The following is a 19,485-nucleotide window of genomic DNA, read 5'->3' on the forward strand; positions in this document are numbered from 1 at the left end:
TTGTGCTTTAACGGGGATATACCCCTTGATGTTTTTAGACGGCCTCAGTAATGGGACGGATTAATTAATCGTTATTTTTGGAGTAGTGCGCCATGACTTATTCTTTTACCGAGAAAAAGCGTATCCGTAAAAGTTTTGCCAAGCGTGAAAACGTATTGGAAGTGCCTTTTTTGCTGGCCACCCAGCTTGATTCTTATGCCAAATTTCTGCAACAGGAAAAAGCCTACGACAAACGCGAAGACGAAGGTTTGCAGGCGGCATTCAATTCGATTTTTCCTATTGTGAGTCATAACGGTTATGCGCGTTTAGAATTTGTCCACTACGTTTTGGGTGAGCCGCTGTTTGATATTCCCGAATGTCAGTTGCGCGGTATTACTTATGCTGCTCCTTTGCGTGCGCGTATCCGCTTGGTGATTTTAGATAAGGAATCCAGCAAGCAGGACGTGGTTAAGGAAGTGCGTGAAAACGAGGTCTATATGGGAGAAATCCCGTTGATGACGCCCAGCGGTTCTTTCATTATCAATGGCACCGAGCGCGTTATCGTTTCGCAGCTCCATCGCTCGCCGGGTGTTTTCTTCGAGCATGACAGGGGTAAAACGCACTCTTCGGGAAAACTGCTGTTCTCCGCCCGCATCATTCCTTACCGTGGTTCTTGGTTGGATTTTGAATTTGATCCGAAAGATTTGCTGTATTTCCGCATTGACCGCCGCCGAAAAATGCCGGTAACCATTCTGTTGAAGGCGCTGGGCTATACCAACGAACAAATCTTGGACACTTTTTACGATAAAGAAACCTTTTATCTGTTGAAGGACGGTGTGCGTACCGATTTGGTGGCAGGCCGTCTGAAAGGCGAGACTGCCAAGTTGGACATTGTCGATAAAAACGGCAATGTTTTGGTGGCAGCAGGCAAGCGCATCAATGCCAAACATATCCGCGATATTGAAAAAGCCGGATTGAAGCACCTGCCTGTTGAGGCGGATGCTTTGGTCGGTAAAGTTCTTGCACGGGATGTGGTGGCGGAAGATACAGGGGAAGTATTGGCTCTTGCCAATGATGAGATTACCGAGGAATTGCTGGCTCAGTTTGATATCAACGGAGTGAAAGAAATCCACACGTTGTACATCAATGATTTGGACCAAGGCGGCTATATTTCGGCTACTTTGCGCACCGATGAAACCAACGGGCAGCATGCTGCACGTATTGCCATCTACCGTATGATGCGCCCGGGCGAGCCGCCTACCGACGAGGCAGTTGAGTTGCTGTTTAACCGGCTGTTTTTCAACGAAGACAGCTATGATTTGTCGCGCGTCGGACGTATGAAATTCAACACCCGTACCTACGAACAGAAGTTGAGTGAGGAACAGAAAAACTCGTGGTATGGCCGCTTGTTGAATGAAACTTTCGCCGGTGCTGCCGAAAAGGGCGGTTTCGTGCTGAATGTGGAGGACATCGTGGCTTCCATCGCTACTTTGGTTGAATTGCGTAACGGACACGGCGAAGTGGACGATATCGACCATTTGGGCAACCGCCGCGTGCGTTCGGTTGGCGAATTGGCGGAAAACCAGTTCCGAAGCGGCCTTTCCCGTGTCGAACGCGCAGTGAAAGAACGTTTGAACCAAGCCGAATCGGAAAACCTGATGCCTACTGATCTGATTAACGCCAAACCGGTTTCTGCGGCCATTAAGGAATTTTTCGGTTCAAGCCAGCTCTCGCAGTTTATGGATCAGACCAATCCTTTGTCGGAAATCACCCACAAACGCCGTGTCTCCGCGCTCGGTCCGGGCGGTTTGACCCGCGAACGCGCCGGCTTTGAAGTACGCGACGTGCACCCGACCCACTATGGCCGCGTTTGCCCGATTGAAACACCGGAAGGCCCGAACATCGGCCTGATCAACTCGCTCTCGGTTTACGCGCGCACCAACGAATACGGCTTTTTGGAAACGCCGTACCGCCGTGTGGTAAACGGCAAAGTAACCGACGAAATCGAATATCTCTCTGCGATTGAAGAAGGCCGTTTTGTGATTGCGCAGGCCAACGCCGCATTAGACAGCAAAGGCCGTCTGACCGACGATTTGGTAACCTGCCGCGAAAAAGGCGAAACCATCATGGCCACGGTTGACCGCGTGCAGTATATGGACGTGGCGACAGGTCAGGCGGTATCGGTTGCCGCCTCCCTGATTCCCTTCCTCGAACACGACGACGCCAACCGCGCGCTGATGGGTGCGAACATGCAGCGTCAGGCCGTGCCCTGTCTGCGTGCGGAAAAACCGATGGTGGGTACCGGCATCGAACGCGATGTAGCGGTAGACAGCGCGACAGCCATTGTTGCCCGTCGTGGCGGCGTGGTCGAATATGTCGATGCCAACCGCGTAGTGGTGCGTGTGCACGACGACGAGGCTGTGGCCGGCGAAGTGGGCGTGGACATCTACAATCTGGTGAAATTCACCCGCTCCAACCAATCCACCAACATCAACCAGCGTCCGGCCGTGAAAGCGGGCGATGTGTTGCAACGCGGCGACTTGGTGGCTGACGGCGCATCCACCGATTTGGGCGAACTGGCTCTGGGTCAGAACATGACCATCGCCTTTATGCCTTGGAACGGTTACAACTACGAAGACTCGATTCTGATCTCCGAAAAAGTGGCCGCCGACGACCGCTACACCTCCATCCATATCGAAGAGCTGAACGTTGTCGCCCGCGACACCAAACTCGGTGCCGAAGACATTACCCGCGACATTCCCAACCTGTCCGAGCGCATGCAAAGCCGTTTGGACGAATCCGGCATCGTTTACATCGGTGCGGAAGTGGAAGCAGGCGATGTGCTGGTGGGCAAGGTAACGCCCAAAGGCGAAACCCAGCTTACCCCCGAAGAAAAACTGCTGCGCGCTATCTTCGGCGAAAAAGCCTCCGATGTGAAAGACACTTCGCTGCGCATGCCCACCGGCATGAGCGGAACCGTGATCGACGTGCAGGTGTTCACCCGCGAAGGCATTCAGCGCGACAAACGCGCCCAGTCCATTATCGATGCTGAACTCAAACGTTACCGCCTTGATTTGAACGACCAACTGCGCATTTTCGACAACGACGCATTCGACCGTATCGAACGCATGATTGTCGGCCAAAAAGCCAACGGCGGCCCGATGAAGCTGGCCAAAGGCAGCGAAATTACTGCCGAATACCTGGCCAGCCTGCCGAGCAAGCACGACTGGTTCGACGTGCGCGTGGCCGATGAAAACATCGCCAAGCAGATGGAACTGATCAAAAGCAGCCTGCAAGACAAGCGCGAAGAAGCCGAAAGCCTGTTTGAAATCAAGAAAAAGAAAATGACCCAGGGCGACGAGTTGCAGCCGGGCGTGCAGAAAATGGTCAAAGTCTTCATCGCCATCAAACGCCGTTTGCAGGCGGGCGACAAAATGGCCGGCCGCCACGGCAACAAAGGCGTGGTATCGCGCATCCTGCCGGTGGAAGACATGCCCTACATGGCGGACGGACGTCCCGTGGACATCGTGCTCAACCCGCTGGGCGTACCCTCGCGCATGAACATCGGCCAGATTCTCGAAGTACATTTGGGCTGGGCGGCCAAAGGCATAGGCGAGCGCATCGGGCGCATGCTCGATGAGAAACGCAAGGTCAGGGAAATCCGCAAATTCCTCGACACCATGTACAACGGTAACCTCGGCGGTCCCGACCGGCACAAGGAAGACCTGTCGCAGCTTTCCGACGCGGAAATCCTCACTCTGGCGCAAAACCTGCGCAACGGCGCAACCTTTGCCTCGCCGGTGTTCGACGGCGCGCACGAGAGCGAAATCAAAGCCTTCCTCGAACTGGCCTACCCCAGCGACGACCCCGAAGTGCAGAAACTCGGTTTCAACGACACCAAAACCCAGATTACGCTCTACGACGGCCGCTCGGGCGAGCCTTTCGACCGCAAAGTAACCGTCGGCGTGATGCACTATCTGAAACTGCACCATTTGGTAGATGAAAAAATGCACGCCCGCTCCACCGGCCCCTACTCGCTCGTTACCCAGCAGCCCCTGGGCGGCAAAGCCCAATTCGGCGGCCAGCGTTTCGGCGAAATGGAGGTTTGGGCGTTGGAGGCTTACGGCGCGTCCTACACCTTGCAGGAAATGCTCACCGTGAAATCCGACGACGTGAACGGCCGCACCAAAATGTACGAAAACATCGTCAAAGGCGAACACAAAATCGATGCCGGTATGCCCGAATCCTTCAACGTACTGGTCAAAGAAATCCGTTCGCTGGGCTTGGACATCGACTTGGAACGTTACTGACAAACGGGTTTCAGACGGCCTTAGGACACACTGAGGCCGTCTGAAAAAGCCGTCCGCGCAGGCGCGCGGCAACGTATACCCGTTTTCAGACGGCCTTTCCCCGCTTGCGCCGCAGAGGCCGTCTGAAAAAAACATTCCAATCCCGTCCTACGGAACAAACCCATCCTTACCGAGGAACAAAAATGAAAGCATTGCTAGATTTGTTTAACCCCCTGCAAGCAGCAGGAATGGAAGAAGAATTCGACGCCATCAAAATCGGCATCGCCTCGCCCGAAACCATCCGCTCGTGGTCTTACGGCGAAGTGAAAAAACCCGAAACCATCAACTACCGCACCTTCAAACCCGAGCGCGACGGCCTCTTCTGCGCCAAAATCTTCGGCCCGGTAAAAGACTACGAATGCCTGTGCGGCAAATACAAACGCCTGAAATTCAAAGGCGTTACCTGCGAGAAATGCGGCGTGGAAGTAACCCTGTCCAAAGTGCGCCGCGAACGCATGGGACACATCGAACTGGCCGCCCCCGTCGCCCACATCTGGTTTTTGAAATCCCTGCCTTCCCGACTGGGCATGGTGCTGGACATGACTCTGCGCGACATCGAACGCGTCCTCTATTTTGAAGCCTTCGTCGTAACCGACCCCGGCATGACCCCGCTGCAACGCCGCCAGCTGCTGACCGAAGAAGACTACTATCAGAAGCTGGAAGAATACGGCGACGATTTCGACGCCAAAATGGGCGCGGAAGGCATCCGCGACCTGCTCGCCGGCCTCAACATCGCCGCCGAAGTGGAAACCCTGCGGCAGGAGCTGGAAAGCACCAATTCCGACACCAAAATCAAAAAAATCGCCAAACGCCTGAAAGTGCTGGAAGCCTTCCAGCGCAGCGGCATGAAGCTCGAATGGATGATTATGGACGTGCTGCCCGTGCTGCCGCCCGATTTGCGCCCGCTCGTCCCGCTGGACGGCGGCCGCTTCGCCACATCCGATTTGAACGACCTCTACCGCCGCGTCATCAACCGCAACAACCGCCTCAAACGCCTGCTCGAACTGCACGCGCCCGACATCATCGTGCGCAACGAAAAACGCATGTTGCAGGAAGCCGTCGATTCGCTGCTGGACAACGGCCGCCGCGGCAAAGCCATGACCGGCGCCAACAAACGCCCGCTCAAATCGCTGGCCGACATGATCAAAGGCAAAGGCGGCCGCTTCCGTCAAAACCTGCTGGGCAAACGCGTGGACTACTCCGGCCGCTCCGTGATTACCGTCGGCCCCTACCTGCGCCTGCACCAGTGCGGCCTGCCGAAAAAAATGGCCTTGGAGCTGTTCAAACCCTTCATCTTCCACAAACTCGAACTGCGCGGCGAAGCGTCCACCGTCAAAGCGGCGAAAAAACTGGTCGAGCAGGAAGTGCCCGTGGTTTGGGACATCTTGGACGAAGTCATCCGCGAACACCCCATCATGCTCAACCGCGCGCCCACCCTGCACCGCTTGGGCATTCAGGCGTTCGAGCCGATTCTGATCGAAGGCAAAGCCATCCAGCTGCATCCCTTGGTGTGCGCCGCGTTCAACGCCGACTTCGACGGCGACCAAATGGCCGTCCACGTTCCGTTGAGCCTTGAAGCGCAGATGGAAGCGCGCACCCTGATGCTGGCCTCCAACAACGTGCTCTCGCCCGCCAACGGCGAGCCGATTATCGTGCCTTCGCAGGACATCGTGCTCGGCCTCTACTACATGACCCGCGACAAAATCAACGGTTTGGGCGAAGGCAGCCTGTTTGCCGACGTGCGCGAAGTGCACCGCGCATACCACACCAAACAGGTCGAGTTGGGCACCAAAATCACCGTGCGTCTGCGCGAGTGGGAGAAAAACGCGGCGGGCGAATTCGAGCCGGTGGTCAAACGCTACGAAACCACCGTCGGCCGCGCCCTGCTGTCGGAAATCCTGCCCAAGGGCCTGCCGTTTGAATACATCAACAAAGCCTTGAAGAAAAAAGAAATCTCCAAGCTGATTAACGCCTCCTTCCGCCTGTGCGGCCTGCGCGACACTGTGATTTTCGCCGACCACCTGATGTATACCGGCTTCGGCTTCGCGGCCAAAGGCGGCATCTCCATCTGCGTGGACGACATGGAAATCCCGCAGGAAAAACCCGCCCTCTTGGCCGAAGCCCAGGCCGAAGTGAAGGAAATCGAAGACCAATACCGTCAAGGCTTGGTTACCAACGGCGAACGTTACAACAAAGTGGTGGACATCTGGGGACGCGCCGGCGACAAAATCGCCAAAGCGATGATGGACAACCTGTCCAAACAGAAAGTCATCGACCGCGAGGGCAAAGAAGTCGACCAAGAGTCGTTCAACTCCATCTACATGATGGCCGACTCCGGCGCGCGCGGCTCGGCGGCGCAGATCAAACAGCTCTCCGGCATGCGCGGCCTGATGGCCAAACCGGACGGCTCGATTATCGAAACCCCGATTACCTCCAACTTCCGCGAAGGCTTGTCGGTGCTGCAATACTTCATCGCAACGCACGGCGCGCGCAAAGGCCTGGCCGACACCGCGCTCAAAACCGCCAACTCCGGCTACCTCACCCGCCGTCTGGTAGATGTAACCCAAGACCTGGTGGTCGTGGAAGACGACTGCGGCACCTCCGACGGCTTCGTCATGAAAGCCGTGGTACAGGGCGGCGACGTCATCGAACCCCTGCGCGACCGCATCCTGGGACGCGTGGCCGCGCAGGACATCGTTGATCCCGCCACCAACGAAACCCTGGTTGAAGCCGGCACCATGCTCTCCGAGCAGCTTGTCGACCTGATCGACAACTCCGGCGTGGACGAAGTCAAAGTCCGCACCCCCATCACCTGCAAAACCCGCTACGGCCTGTGCGCCAAATGCTACGGACGCGACCTTGCGCGCGGCAAACTGGTCAACACCGGCGAAGCCGTCGGCGTGATTGCCGCCCAGTCCATCGGCGAACCCGGCACCCAGCTCACCATGCGCACCTTCCACATCGGCGGCGCGGCCTCCCGCGCGGCGGCGGCCAGCCAGGTGGAAGCCAAATCCAACGGTACGGCGCGTTTCAACAGCCAGATGCGCTACGTCGCCAACAACAAAGGCGAACTCATCGTCATCGGCCGCTCTTGCGAAGTCGTCATCCACGACGACATCGGCCGCGAGCGCGAACGCCACAAAGTGCCCTACGGCGCGACACTGCTGGTGCAGGACGGCGCAACCGTCAAAGCTGGCACCACCCTGGCCACCTGGGATCCGCACACCCGCCCGATGATTACCGAACACGCCGGCACAGTGAAATTCGAGAACGTCGAAGAAGGCGTAACCGTCGCCAAACAAACTGACGAAATCACCGGCCTGTCCACCCTCGTTGTCATCGACGGCAAACGCCGTTCCAGCAGTGCCAGCAAACTGCTGCGCCCGACCGTGAAGCTGCTCGACGAAAACGGCGAAGAAGTGAAAATCCCCGGCACCGAAACCGCCGTATCCATGGCCTTCCCCGTCGGCGCGGTGATTACCGTGCGCGAAGGGCAGGAAATCGGCAAAGGCGACGTACTGGCGCGTATCCCGCAGGCATCGTCCAAAACCCGCGACATCACCGGCGGCCTGCCGCGCGTGGCCGAACTGTTTGAAGCCCGCATCCCCAAAGACGCAGGCATGCTGGCCGAAGTAACCGGCACCGTCTCCTTCGGTAAAGAAACCAAAGGCAAACAGCGGCTGGTCATCACCGACGTGGACGGCGTGGCGCACGAAACCCTGATTTCCAAAGAGAAACAGATTCTTGTCCACGACGGTCAGGTCGTGAACCGAGGTGAAACCGTCGTCGACGGCTCGGTAGACCCGCACGACATCCTGCGCTTGCAAGGCATCGAAGCCCTCGCCCGCTACATCGTGCAGGAAGTGCAGGAGGTTTACCGGCTGCAAGGCGTGAAGATTTCCGACAAACACATCGAAGTCATCATCCGCCAGATGCTGCGCCGCGTGAACATCGCCGACGCCGGCGACACCCGCTTCATTACCGGTGAACAGGTCGAACGCGCCGACGTCATGGCCGCCAACGAGAAAGCCGAAGCCGAAGGCAAAGGACCCGCCCGCTTCGACAACATCCTCCTCGGCATCACCAAAGCCTCCCTGTCCACCGACAGCTTCATCTCCGCCGCCTCCTTCCAGGAGACCACCCGCGTGCTGACCGAAGCCGCCATCATGGGCAAACGCGACGAACTGCGCGGCCTGAAAGAAAACGTCATCGTCGGCCGCCTCATCCCCGCCGGCACCGGCCTCACCTACCACCGCACCCGCCGCCGCCAGTGGGCGGAACAGCAGGAAGCGGCGCAGGAAGACGCGGCACGCTTCACCGCCGCCGAAGAAGCCCCCGGCGAACAGCCGCAGGCGTAAACCGCAGGCACAGCAAACCGGCAGGCACCCGCCCGCTACGCCAAACGCCGTCTGAAAAGACGGCGTTTTTTGTGTCCGGCAGCGGATAGCGGCCTGATGAAAGACAAAGGCCGTCTGAAAGTGCAGCTTTGGCGCAGCCAAAACCCTTGTTCCGTCATTCCCGCGTTTATGCTCCGAAGGAGTACTGGCAGGAATCTTGGCGGGATTTGACAAGTGCTTGTTTCTACAAAAATTGCCGAGTGTCAGAAAAGATTCCCGCCTACGCGGGAATAACGGCAGGGTGGGACTGACGTAGGGTGTGTCGCCCCGAGGCGACGCACGCGGTCTCCGCCGCATAACCAATCCGCGCGTTTCCCAAAACCCCCAACCGCGTGCGTGGCTTGCGCCACACACTCTACCTTAGCGGCAGAGGCCGTCTGAAAAAACAAAATCTGCTTTTCAGACGGTCTGTTTTTCATCAACCGTGCCGAACCGGACGTAGTGTGTACCGCCCCAAGGCGACGCACGCGTTCCCTGCCACCCAACAGAGGCCGTCTGAAAACCCGCAACACAGTTTTCAGACGGCCTCTTCCGCTCCCGTCGCCTCCCAAAACCGCGTGCGTCGATTAGGCGACACCCCCTGCCTTAACGGCAAAGGCCGTCTGAAAGCACGGTTCCGGCCAAGCCGCCCGCGACAGATGCGGCGTTTGCCCGTATCATCCGCCCGTGCCGCTTTTCACACGCCTCGCTCAATGTGCAGGCTGTCTGAAAAGCTCTGTTTCCGTTTTTCAGAAACGTCATCCCCGCACAGGCGGGGACGGCCTAAGTGCCAAACAGGCCGTCTGAAACCATCTGTTACAAGGAAAGCCAACCATGAAACACATCCTGCTGCTCAACGGCCCCAATCTCAATCTGCTCGGCACGCGCGAGCCGCAGATTTACGGGCATACCACGCTGGCCGACATCGAGCGGCACATCGCCGCGCTCGGCGCAACCTTCGGCATCCGCGTCGAAAGTTTCCAGGGCAACGGCGAGGGCGAGCTGGTCGGCCGCGTCCACCGCGCCCGCGAGGAGGGGGCGGCGGCGGCCATCGTCAACGCGGGCGCGTACACCCACACCAGCGTCGCGCTGCGCGACGCGCTCGCCGGCACCGCGCTGCCGTTTGTCGAGGTGCACATTTCCAATGTGTACAAGCGCGAAGCCTTCCGCCACCATTCCTATCTTTCCGACATCGCCATCGGCGTGATTGCGGGGCTGGGCGTGTACGGCTATGAGGCGGCTTTGCGCTTTCTGGTGGAGACAGAGGCCGTCTGAAAAACGTGCAAACGCTTTTTCAGATGGCCTCTGCGTTTTTCTTTTTTCATTTTTTTCAAGGAGAAGCATAATGCTTGGCTCAGCCATCGGCGATATTGCCGGCTCGCGGTTTGAGTTTGACAACTGCCGCAGCACCGATTTTGAATTCATCCACCCCGACTGCGATTTCACCGACGACACGGTCTGCACCGCCGCCGTGGCCGAATGGGTGGCGCAGGGCTGCGGCGGCGGTTTGGCTCGGATGCTGCAAGGCTGGTGCCGCCGCTATCCGCACCCCAAAGGCAGCTACGGCGGCCGGTTTGCACACTGGATCGGCATGGCCGAGCCGCAGCCCTACAACAGCTGGGGCAACGGCTCGGCGATGCGCGTGTCGGCCGTAGGCTGGGCGTTCGCCAGCCTGGACGAAGTGCTGCGCCACGCCGCCGAGTCCGCCGCCGTTACCCACAACCACCCCGAGGGCATCAAGGGCGCGCAGGCCGTGGCCGCCGCGATTTTCTGGGCGCGCAGCGGGCGGGACAAAGCGTTTGTCCGCAAGCAAATCCGCGAGCGTTTCGGCTACGCTTTGGACGCAGGCTGCGACGCAATCCGTGCGGCCAACACCTTCGACGAAAGCTGCATGAAAACCGTGCCCGATGCGCTGGCGGCGTTTTTCGAGAGCGAAAACTTCGAACACGCCGTGCGCCTGGCCGTATCGCTGGGCGGTGATTCCGACACCATCGCCGCCATCACCGGCAGCATCGCCGAGGCCTACTACCGCGACATCCCCGCCGCCATCGTCCGCCAAACCCTGGCCATCCTGCCCGAGGACATCGCCCGCGCTTTGGCGTCGGTGAAGGAAGCCGCACCGTCGGTTTGAAACGGCGGACAGAGGCCGTCTCCGCCAGTACTCCTCCGGAGTATAAACGCGGGGATGACGTTTCTGAAAAAACGTTTTTCGGATTTTCAGACGGCCTCTGCCGTTGGGCAGGGTGTGTGGCGCAAGCCACGCACGCGGTTGGGGGTTTTGGGAAACGCGCGGATTGGTTATGCGGCGGAGACCGCGTGCGTCGCCTTGGGCGACACACCCTGCGTCAGGTTCGGTATAGAAGGATGGGAACAGGCCGTCTGAAAAGCGGTTTACGGATTTTTCAGACGGCCTCTGCCCTTAGGTAGGGTGTGTGGCGCAAGCCACGCACGCGGTTTCGGTTTTTCAAGGAAACGCGCGGATGCGTTATGCGGCAGGGAACGCGTGCGTCGCCTTGGGACGGCACACCCTGCGTAAGCCGCGCAAGGATGGAGGCCGTCTGAAAAACAGCTTGGCCGCAGCCAAAATGGTTTTTCAGGCGGCCTCCGCTGTTTCAAACCGTCCCTACCTGCCGTTTTCCGGCAAGCGTGCGGACAGGATGCGCGCCACGGCTTCCAGCCCGGCCGCGTCGTCGGCGTCGAAGGCGGACAGCGTGTCCGCGTCGGCGTCGAGTACGCCCCAAACGCCGCCCGCCGCGTCCAGCAGTGGCACGACGATTTCGGATTGGGAATGCGACGAGCAGGCGATGTGGCCGGGAAACGCCGCCACGTCGGGCACGATGAGCGTCTGCGCCTGCCGCCATGCCTGCCCGCACACGCCGCGTCCGAACAGGATACGGGTGCAGGCGGCCGGGCCTTGGAAGGGAGCGAGCACGAGTTCGCGCCCGCGCACCAGATAAAAGCCGACCCACAGCCAGCCGAAGGCTTCTTTCAGCACGGCGGCGGTGTTGGCGAGGTTGGCGGTGAGGTCGGGCTCGTCCGCGGTGAGGGCGGCGATTTGCGGCAGCAGCTCGGCATAGCGGCCGGCTTTGTTTTGCGCGGTGAGGTTGAGGGTGTGCATGGTTTTTCCTTGTTTCGCCGCCCGTGTCGGCAGCCGACGGCGATGATAACGCAGGGGAGGCCGTCTGAAAAACCGTTTGGGACGGCCTCACGCCCCGCCGGCTGTGCAAAAAAGGGCAAAACCGCTGGCACGGCAGGCCGTCTGAAATTAGGATTGCGCCCGTTTTTTTGTCCGCACTCTCCGCCATGCCCCTGCGCCCCACTCCGTTCGCCATCCGTTTTGCCCGTCTGTTCAAAATGTTGCGCTGGCTGTTTGCCACGGTGCGGCGCATCAACCGTTTGGACAACGCGCCCGCCGAGGCGCGCAACGCCGAGTTTGCCGCCATCTGCCACGACGCGCTCAATATTCTCAATGCGCGGCTGGACGTCCGCAACAGGCCGTCTGAAAACCCGCGCGGGGTGCTGGTGGTGGCCAACCATGTGTCGCTGCTGGACATTTTCGCCATCACGGCGGTGTGCCCCAGCGGCTTTGTCGCCATGAAGGAGCTGCAACGCTGGCCGCTGGTGGGGCGGGCGGCGCGCAACGCGGGGGCGGTGTTTATCGACCGCAGCAACCGCAAGGATGTGGGCTTGATTAATGAGGCGGTCGTCCGCACGCTGCAAAGCGGGCAGAACGTGTGCTTTTTCCCCGAGGCGCGCACGTCCTCGGGCGACGGCATCCTGCCGTTCAAAGCCGCGCTGTTCCAATCGGCTCTGGACGCGCCCGCGCCGGTGCAGCCGCTCGCGCTGCGCTATTTCGACGGGCTGAACCGCCGCACGGCGCGGATTTCGTTCAGCGATGCGAATTTGTTGGTATCGATGTGGCGCATCGTGTCGCTGCGCGAGGTGCAGATACGCGTCGATTTCCTGCCCCCGCTCGCGCCCGAGGGCGACCGTTTCGCGCTGAAAGACCGCGCCGAAGCGGCGGTGGGCGCGGCGGTGGGCGGCTTTGCCGACGCGGCGGACGCGGTTAGATAGTCTTAGGCAATCGAAAAAAGTTTTTCAATAAATTGTACAAATCACGGCGGTGCGGCTATAATGCGCCCATCGCATGACAAACGGTCTGCACCCAAACAGCCCGTATTTTTACAACCTTCGCAATCAAGGAGTTGCACCATGAGCATCAACATTAAAACCGAAGCCGAACTGAACGGCAGCAAAGTTCCCTCCGTCGTATTCCACACCCGTCAGGGTGATGCCTGGGTGGACGTGTCCACCGACGATTTGTTCAAAGGCAAAACCGTGGTCGTGTTCTCCCTGCCCGGCGCGTTCACACCCACCTGTTCCTCCACCCACCTGCCGCGCTACAACGAGCTGGCCAAAGAGTTCTTCAAACGCGGCGTGGACAGCATCCTGTGCGTTTCCGTCAACGACACCTTCGTGATGAATGCCTGGCTGGCCGATCAGGAAGCGGAAAACATCACCGTCGTGCCCGACGGCAACGGCGAGTTCACACGCGGCATGGGCATGCTGGTGAGCAAAGAAGGCTTGGGCTTCGGCGACCGTTCGTGGCGTTATTCCATGCTGGTCAAAGACGGCGTGGTGGAAAAAGCCTTTGTCGAGCCGGTGAAAGACGGCGACCCGTTTGAAGTGTCCGACGCCGACACCATGCTCAAATACATCGACCCCACTTGGAAAGAGCAGGCTTCCGTGGCCATCTTCACCAAACCCGGCTGCCCCTTCTGCGCCAAAGCCAAAAAAGCCCTGCAAGACAAAGGTCTGGCCTACGAAGAAATCGTCCTCGGCCGCGACGCCACCACCACCGCCGTGCGCGCCATCACCGGCAAAGCCACTGCACCGCAGGTCTTCATCGGCGGCCAATACATCGGCGGCAGCGAAGATTTGGAAGCCTATCTGGCCAAAAACTGAGGCCGTCTGAAAAAACGTTTTCCGTAAAAAACGCAAAAGAACGCAAACACACACACCAAAAAAGCGGGCTGCGCCATAACAGCCCGCCCCGATAACCCGAGGGTTATTCGGGTAACGCCGCCGCCCTCCGGCCGCGTTACCCGAATAACTCTTTTTTCCACCACTTTGCGGCCTCAAAACCTGTTCGAAGAGGCCGTCTGAAAGGACAAAACATGAAACAACTCACCGCAGACGTCGTCGTCATCGGCGGCGGCACCGCCGGCATGGGCGCGTTCCGCAACGCCCTTTTACACACCGACAACGCCTACCTTATCGAAAGCAACACCTTCGGCACCACCTGCGCCCGCGTCGGCTGCATGCCCTCCAAACTGCTCATCGCCGCCGCCGAAGCCCGCTATCACGCCCTGCACACCGACCCCTTCGGCGTGCATCTGGACAAAAACAGCGTGCGCGTGGACGGGCGCGAAGTAATGGCGCGCGTCAAATCCGAACGCGACCGCTTTGTCGGCTTCGTGGTTGAAGATGTGGAAGCCTGGCCGTCTGAAAAACGCATCATGGGACACGCCCGCTTTATCGACGAGCACACCGTGCAGGTTGGCGACCACACCCAAATCCGCGCCGACCGCATCGTCATCGCCACCGGCTCGCTCCCCTTCATCCTGCCGCAATGGCGCGAAGCGGCGGGCGACCGGCTCATCGTCAACGACGACGTATTCTCCTGGGACACCCTGCCCGAGAGCGTCGCCGTATTCGGCCCCGGCGTCATCGGCCTAGAACTCGGCCAGGCACTCACCCGCCTGGGCGTAAAGGTTGAGATCTTCGGCCTGGGCGGCGCGCTCGGCGGCATCAGCGACCCCGCCGTCCTCGCCGACGCCAAAAACATCTTCGGCGCGGAGCTCAAACTCCACCTCGACGCCGAAACCGAAATCTCGCGCAACGAAGCGGGCGACATCGTCGTCAAATGGCACGACCGCGAAAAAGGCGACAGCGGCGTCTTCACCGCCCAATACCTGCTCGCCGCCGCCGGCCGCGTCCCCAACACCGACAACATCGGCCTCGAAAACCTCGCCATCGAACGCGACGCGCGCGGCGTGCCCCAAGCCCACCCGCTCACCATGCAGACCAGCATCCCGCACATCTTCATCGCCGGCGACGCCTCCAACCAGCTCCCCCTGCTGCACGAAGCCAGCGACCAGGGCAAAATCGCCGGCGACAACGCCGGCCGCTACCCGCACATCGAAAACGGCCTGCGCCGCAGCCTTATCGGCGTCGTGTTCACCGACCCGCAGATTGCCACCGTCGGCATGAAATACGCCCAAATGCGCGAACGCTACAAAAACCCCGAATGCGTCGTCGTCGGCGAAGTGTCCTTCCAAAACCAGGGGCGCAGCCGCGTCATGCTGGTCAACAAAGGCCGCCTGCGCGTCTATGCCGAACAAGGCAGCGGCCGCTTCATCGGCGCGGAAATGGCCGGCCCCGCCGCCGAACACCTCGCCCACCTGCTCGCCTGGGCGCACCAAATGCGCATGACCGTGCCGCAGATGCTCGACATGCCCTTCTACCACCCCGTTATCGAAGAAGGACTGCGCACCGCCCTGCGCGACGCCATGGCCAAACTCAAAATCGGCGAAGTGCACAGCGAATGCAAAGAATGCGTCGGCGGCTGACAACGCGCCGCCGGTATTGAACGAGAGGCCGTCTGAAAACCTGTTTTACGGTTTTCAGACGGCCTCTTGCCGTTGCAAACATTGCGGATGCCGGCCCAAACCGCAACCGCGTGCGTGGCTTGTGCCACACCCTACGCATGGTTTGCCATCGGCAGTTTGTAGGTCGGGCATTTATGCCCGACTGAACAATACCGGCCAATTCAAAAACGTCGGGCATAAATGCCCGATCTACTTGGAATCCGGGGTTTTCAGACGGCCTCTGCCGCCGGTGCAGGGTGTGTCGCCCCGAGGCGGCGCACGCGTTCTCTGCCGTACAACGAATCCGCGTTTCCCCAAAAGCCCGAGACCGCGTGCGTGGCTTGCGCCACACACCCTACCTCAACAACGAAACCGTGCTTTTCAGACGGCCTCTGCTGCTGGTGTAGGGTGTGCCGCCCCAGCGGCGCATGCGGTTTGTGTTGTTCGGAGGCCGTCTGAAAAACGCGGCCGAGCCTTTACAGGCTGTCCAGTGTGCTTTGGTATTGCGCGGCTTGGCGCACGCCGGGGTCGTCCGCGCCTTCGAGTTTGAGGCGCATGTTTTCGACGATGGCGAAGTCTTTTTTCAGAAACGCCAGATACAGGAAGCGGGCGAGGATGAGTTGCAGGCGGGGCAGGGGGGCGGACGGGGGGATGCCGATGGCGGCGAAAGCGCGGGTGCCGCGCTGTTCGGGCGGGGTGCTGGGGGGGTCTTGCGGCAGCAGGGCGAAGATGCCGCTGGCGGTGAAGCGGCCGACGCGGCTTTCGACCATGATGCTGCTGCCGGTGCAGGTGTGCGCCAGTTCGATGCGCCCGCCGGAGAGGCGTTGCATCAGCCAGCTGGAAAAGCCGCCTTTGGGCAGGACGCGGGTGGCAAAGCGCATGCGCAGGCCGCCTTCGGGCGTGGTATCGAACACGGGGTCGCCGTCGGGGGTGCGCTGGTGGACGATGGCCATGTGCGACAAATCGAAGCCGTTGCAGATCATGGCGCGCCAGTCGGCATGGATAACGCGCTCGGCGGTGAGGCGCAGATGGCCGTTGTCGGCGAAGGGCAGGGGCGGGGCGGTTTCGCCCTCGGCCGGCGGCGGGTGCAGCCAGACGAGGCCGAAGCGTTCGGCGCACGGCCATGCCTGCGTGGGAATGCGGCAGCCTTTTTGGATGGCTTGGAGGCCGTCTGAAAACGCGGGCGCGGCCTGCGGCTCGATCAGGCAGCCGTGCAGGCCGCAGCAGAGGGCTTGTCCGGCGACGCGCGCGCTTTTGAGGTGCGCGCCCATGTGAGGGCAGAAGGCGTCGGTGGCGTGGAAGCCGCCGTCTGCGGCGCGGTAGAGCACCCATTCGCGGCCGGCGAGGCGGCCGCTGCGTACTTGGCCGGGCTTGAAGCCGCTGACGCGGGCGGCGGGATACCAGCAGCGCGGCCAGTGGTGCCATTGCGCTTCGGCGGGGTCGTGTTCGGTCATGGGTTTGGTTTTTTTGACTTTTTTGTTGGAACGGTGTTTCAGGCGGCCTCAGCCGTTTTCTTCGTCGAGCAGGCGGCAGATGTCGCGCGTTTGGCTGCGGCGGTTTTGCCGGTGGGTGGGCGGGGTGTCGCAGACGCAGAGGGCTTTCATGGATTTGTGGCGGCCCATGAATGTCCGGTCTTCGCCTTCCACCCGCCAAACGCTGAGGGTGTTCGCGCCGACGCGGCCGTTGCGGATTTTGCGTTTGGCAAATTCTTTTTCCTGTTCGCGGCGCAGGCCGGCGGTGTACCGGCGCATCTGCACCTCGCCCAGCGGCTTTTGGCCGAGGCGGGAGAGGGCGGCGTAGGTGTGCAGGTCTTTTAACAGATGTTCGTAAAAACGCGGGAAGGCGGCTTTGGACAGGGCGGGGACTTCGAGTTGCTCCGCTTCGTTCAGCCTGTCGTTTTCGAGGATGGAGCGGAAGAGGGCGAGCGGGTTGAAGTCGGCGTAACGTTCGTGGTTGGCGACGGCTTCGCGGTAGCGCGGCAGGGTGAAGGTGTTGAAGCGGGCATTGAGTTTCATGTTTTCAGACGGCCTTTCGGGGTGTCAACTGCGTTTTCAGAAACGTCATCCCCGCGTGATTGAGGCGGGGACGGCCTCTGCGGGCGGGGAGGCCGTCTGAAAAGCGTTTAGCGCAATGTTCAGCCGAAGAAACGTGCCAGCAGGGCGGCGAATTCCTGCGGGTGGCTGAGGAAGGGGGTGTGGGCGGCTTTGTCGATAACCACGGTTTCGGCGTAGGGCAGGTGCTCTTGCAGGTATTGGCCGATGCGCGGCGGGGTGATGCCGTCTTTGCCGCCGTACACCAGCAGCGCGGGCTGGAACACGCGCGGCAGGAAGGGGCGGGCGTCCGCGCCGTTGAGGGCTTCGAGCGCGCTTTCGAGGGCGGCGGGCGTGCCGTGCGCGGTGAGGCCGGGCAGCACCGCGTCGATCACCGCGCCCGCGTCGGGCGTGTTCAAGAGTTGCAGTTCGAGAAACTGCCGCATATATTTCGGAAAGTCCGCCTCAAACAGCGCGGTCATTTTGTCCAGAGCCGAGCGGCTCACGCCCTGCGGGTAGGCGGGTGTGGCGAGGAATTTGGCAAACGAGGCGGTGAGGCAGAGATGGCGCACTTTGTCGGGATGGCGGTAGGCGATGAAGAGGGCGACCACGCCGCCGAGCGACCAGCCCAGCACGTCGCTGTTGCAGGGCATCTGCGCGGCGATTTGGTCGGCGGCGGCGGCGATGTCGAACGCGCCTTCCAGCGGCGTTGTGCCGTGGCCGGGCAGATCGGGGGCGTGCACCTGCCAGTGCGCGGGCAGCAGCGGGCGCAGCGGGTCGAAGATGCGGCTGTTCGCCGCCCAGCCGTGTATCAGATAAACATTGTGGGAAGAATGGGTTGTCATGGGAATGTTCTCCAAATGGAAACGGCTTTTCGAGCCGGAACGCTGCGCATTATGCCATGCGCGGGCATCGGGCGGCATCTGCGGCGGCTGCATGGCCGATTTGCTGAAAACCGCCGTGCCGCCCGAGCGCGTGTGTCCGCAGTGCGGCGGCGCGGGCGACGGCCGCACGCCCTGCGGCGCGTGCCAGAAGAAGCCGCCGCCCTTCGATCTGCTGTGGTCGTCGTGCCGCTACGAGCCGCCGATCAGCGGCATCATCCACGAATTCAAACACCTGCGCCGCCTCGGCCTGCGCCGCCCGCTCTCCTGCCTGATGGCCGCGCTGCCGCCGCCGTGGCTGCAAACGGAACGCTTCGACGGCCTGCTGGCCGTGCCGTTGAGCCGCGAGAGGCTGCTGCATCGCGGCTTCAACCAGTGCGCCGAACTCGCCCGCCTGATTGCGCCGTATTACGGGCTGGACGTGCTGCCCGACAACACGGTTTTCAGACGGCCTTCCGTACCGCAAAGCACGCTGCCGTATGATCGGCGGCGCAAAAACGCCCGTGGCCTGTTTGAGGTGCGCGGCGGCGTTAAAAAACGCAATCTGCTGTTAATCGACGATGTTGCCACCACCAATGCGACATTGGCCGAACTTGCGCGCAGTTTAAAGCGGGCGGGGGCTGCGCGGGTGTGCTGCTGGACGCTCGCGCAGGCGAAAATGCAAAAATCTTGACGCACCGGCCGCATGGCGGCATAGTGCGCCCCGTTTTAACTGGCTGATTTTATGTTTACTGTCGTTTTATACCAGCCGGAAATCCCGCCGAACACCGGCAACATCATCCGGCTGTGCGCCAACACCGGCGCGGATCTGCACCTGGTCAAGCCGCTCGGCTTCCCGCTTGATTCGGCCAAAATGAAACGCGCCGGGCTCGATTATCACGAGTTCGCCCGCGTCAGCGTCCACGAAAGCTACGCCGAATGCCTGGCCGCGCTCGCCGGCCGCCGCATCTTCGCGCTCACCACCAAAGGCCGCACCCGCCCCGACCAAGTGTCCTTTCAGGCGGGCGACGTGTTTTTGTTCGGCCCCGAAACGCGCGGCCTGCCCGCCGAAATCCTCGACGGCCTGCCGCAAGAGCGCAAAATCCGCCTGCCGATGAAATCGGGCAGCAGAAGCATGAATTTATCGAACACCGTTGCCGTCATCGTTTTTGAAGCATGGCGGCAGAACGGTTTTTCAGACGGCCTCTGAATAATGAAAGAGGCCGTCTGAAAACCCCGCC

Annotated in this window: 13 protein-coding genes; 9 read left to right on the forward strand and 4 right to left on the reverse strand. The window is 60.7% G+C overall.

Annotated features, from left to right (window positions below; all coding sequences use genetic code 11):
* Positions 1-92: 92 nt before the first annotated feature.
* From rpoB to H3L91_RS02360, 4 genes are all read left to right on the forward strand, one after another.
* Entirely contained in the window at positions 93-4,289 is a 4,197-nt protein-coding gene (gene rpoB, locus H3L91_RS02345) for a DNA-directed RNA polymerase subunit beta (RefSeq protein ID WP_007341853.1), read from the forward strand.
* A gap of 182 nt (positions 4,290-4,471) precedes the next feature.
* Complete coding sequence (gene rpoC, locus H3L91_RS02350; protein WP_007341855.1) at positions 4,472-8,686, forward strand: DNA-directed RNA polymerase subunit beta'; 4,215 nt, start codon at positions 4,472-4,474, stop codon at positions 8,684-8,686.
* Between the two features lie 852 nt (positions 8,687-9,538).
* Positions 9,539-9,979, forward strand: a complete 441-nt coding sequence (gene aroQ, locus H3L91_RS02355; protein ID WP_007341858.1) for a type II 3-dehydroquinate dehydratase — start codon at positions 9,539-9,541, stop codon at positions 9,977-9,979.
* A 70-nt stretch (positions 9,980-10,049) separates the two neighbouring features.
* Positions 10,050-10,835: an ADP-ribosylglycohydrolase family protein gene (locus H3L91_RS02360; protein WP_007341859.1), complete on the forward strand. Its 786-nt coding sequence runs from the start codon at positions 10,050-10,052 to the stop codon at positions 10,833-10,835.
* A 492-nt stretch (positions 10,836-11,327) separates the two neighbouring features.
* Here H3L91_RS02360 and H3L91_RS02365 read toward each other — a convergent pair whose 3' ends face one another.
* On the reverse strand, positions 11,328-11,822 hold the full coding sequence (locus tag H3L91_RS02365; protein ID WP_007341862.1) for a free L-methionine (R)-S-oxide reductase MsrC: 495 nt from the start codon (positions 11,820-11,822) through the stop codon (positions 11,328-11,330).
* 185 nt (positions 11,823-12,007) lie between these two features.
* Between H3L91_RS02365 and H3L91_RS02370 the strand changes: the two genes are divergently transcribed.
* The 3 genes from H3L91_RS02370 (at position 12,008) to H3L91_RS02380 (ending at position 15,336) form a co-directional block, all read left to right on the forward strand.
* Positions 12,008-12,778: a 1-acylglycerol-3-phosphate O-acyltransferase gene (locus tag H3L91_RS02370; RefSeq protein ID WP_007341863.1), complete on the forward strand. Its 771-nt coding sequence runs from the start codon at positions 12,008-12,010 to the stop codon at positions 12,776-12,778.
* A gap of 138 nt (positions 12,779-12,916) precedes the next feature.
* On the forward strand, positions 12,917-13,669 hold the full coding sequence (locus tag H3L91_RS02375) for a glutathione peroxidase (RefSeq protein ID WP_007341864.1): 753 nt from the start codon (positions 12,917-12,919) through the stop codon (positions 13,667-13,669).
* Positions 13,670-13,881: 212 nt separating this feature from the next.
* Entirely contained in the window at positions 13,882-15,336 is a 1,455-nt protein-coding gene (locus H3L91_RS02380) for a dihydrolipoyl dehydrogenase (protein WP_007341865.1), read from the forward strand.
* A gap of 494 nt (positions 15,337-15,830) precedes the next feature.
* On the opposite strand, the gene H3L91_RS02385 is transcribed toward H3L91_RS02380, so the two are convergent.
* The 3 genes from H3L91_RS02385 to bioH all read right to left on the reverse strand — a co-directional run bounded on the left by H3L91_RS02385 (position 15,831) and on the right by bioH (position 18,229).
* Entirely contained in the window at positions 15,831-16,808 is a 978-nt protein-coding gene (locus H3L91_RS02385; RefSeq protein ID WP_040658648.1) for a Rieske 2Fe-2S domain-containing protein, read from the reverse strand.
* A 48-nt stretch (positions 16,809-16,856) separates the two neighbouring features.
* Positions 16,857-17,369, reverse strand: coding sequence for a hypothetical protein (locus tag H3L91_RS02390; RefSeq protein WP_040658650.1), 513 nt, complete (start codon positions 17,367-17,369; stop codon positions 16,857-16,859).
* Between the two features lie 119 nt (positions 17,370-17,488).
* Positions 17,489-18,229: a pimeloyl-ACP methyl ester esterase BioH gene (gene bioH, locus H3L91_RS02395; RefSeq protein ID WP_040658652.1), complete on the reverse strand. Its 741-nt coding sequence runs from the start codon at positions 18,227-18,229 to the stop codon at positions 17,489-17,491.
* On the opposite strand from bioH, the gene H3L91_RS02400 reads away from it, so the two are divergent.
* Both H3L91_RS02400 and trmL read left to right on the forward strand, forming a co-directional pair.
* On the forward strand, positions 18,228-18,938 hold the full coding sequence (locus H3L91_RS02400; RefSeq protein WP_040658657.1) for a ComF family protein: 711 nt from the start codon (positions 18,228-18,230) through the stop codon (positions 18,936-18,938). The genes bioH and H3L91_RS02400 overlap by 2 nt on opposite strands.
* A 51-nt stretch (positions 18,939-18,989) precedes the next feature.
* The gene (gene trmL / locus H3L91_RS02405; protein WP_007341872.1) at positions 18,990-19,454 is read left to right on the forward strand and encodes a tRNA (uridine(34)/cytosine(34)/5-carboxymethylaminomethyluridine(34)-2'-O)-methyltransferase TrmL; all 465 of its coding nucleotides are present in this window, start codon (positions 18,990-18,992) and stop codon (positions 19,452-19,454) included.
* Positions 19,455-19,485 lie beyond the last annotated feature (31 nt).

The organism is Neisseria bacilliformis (assembly GCF_014055025.1).
Classification (GTDB): Bacteria; Pseudomonadota; Gammaproteobacteria; order Burkholderiales; family Neisseriaceae; genus Neisseria; species Neisseria bacilliformis.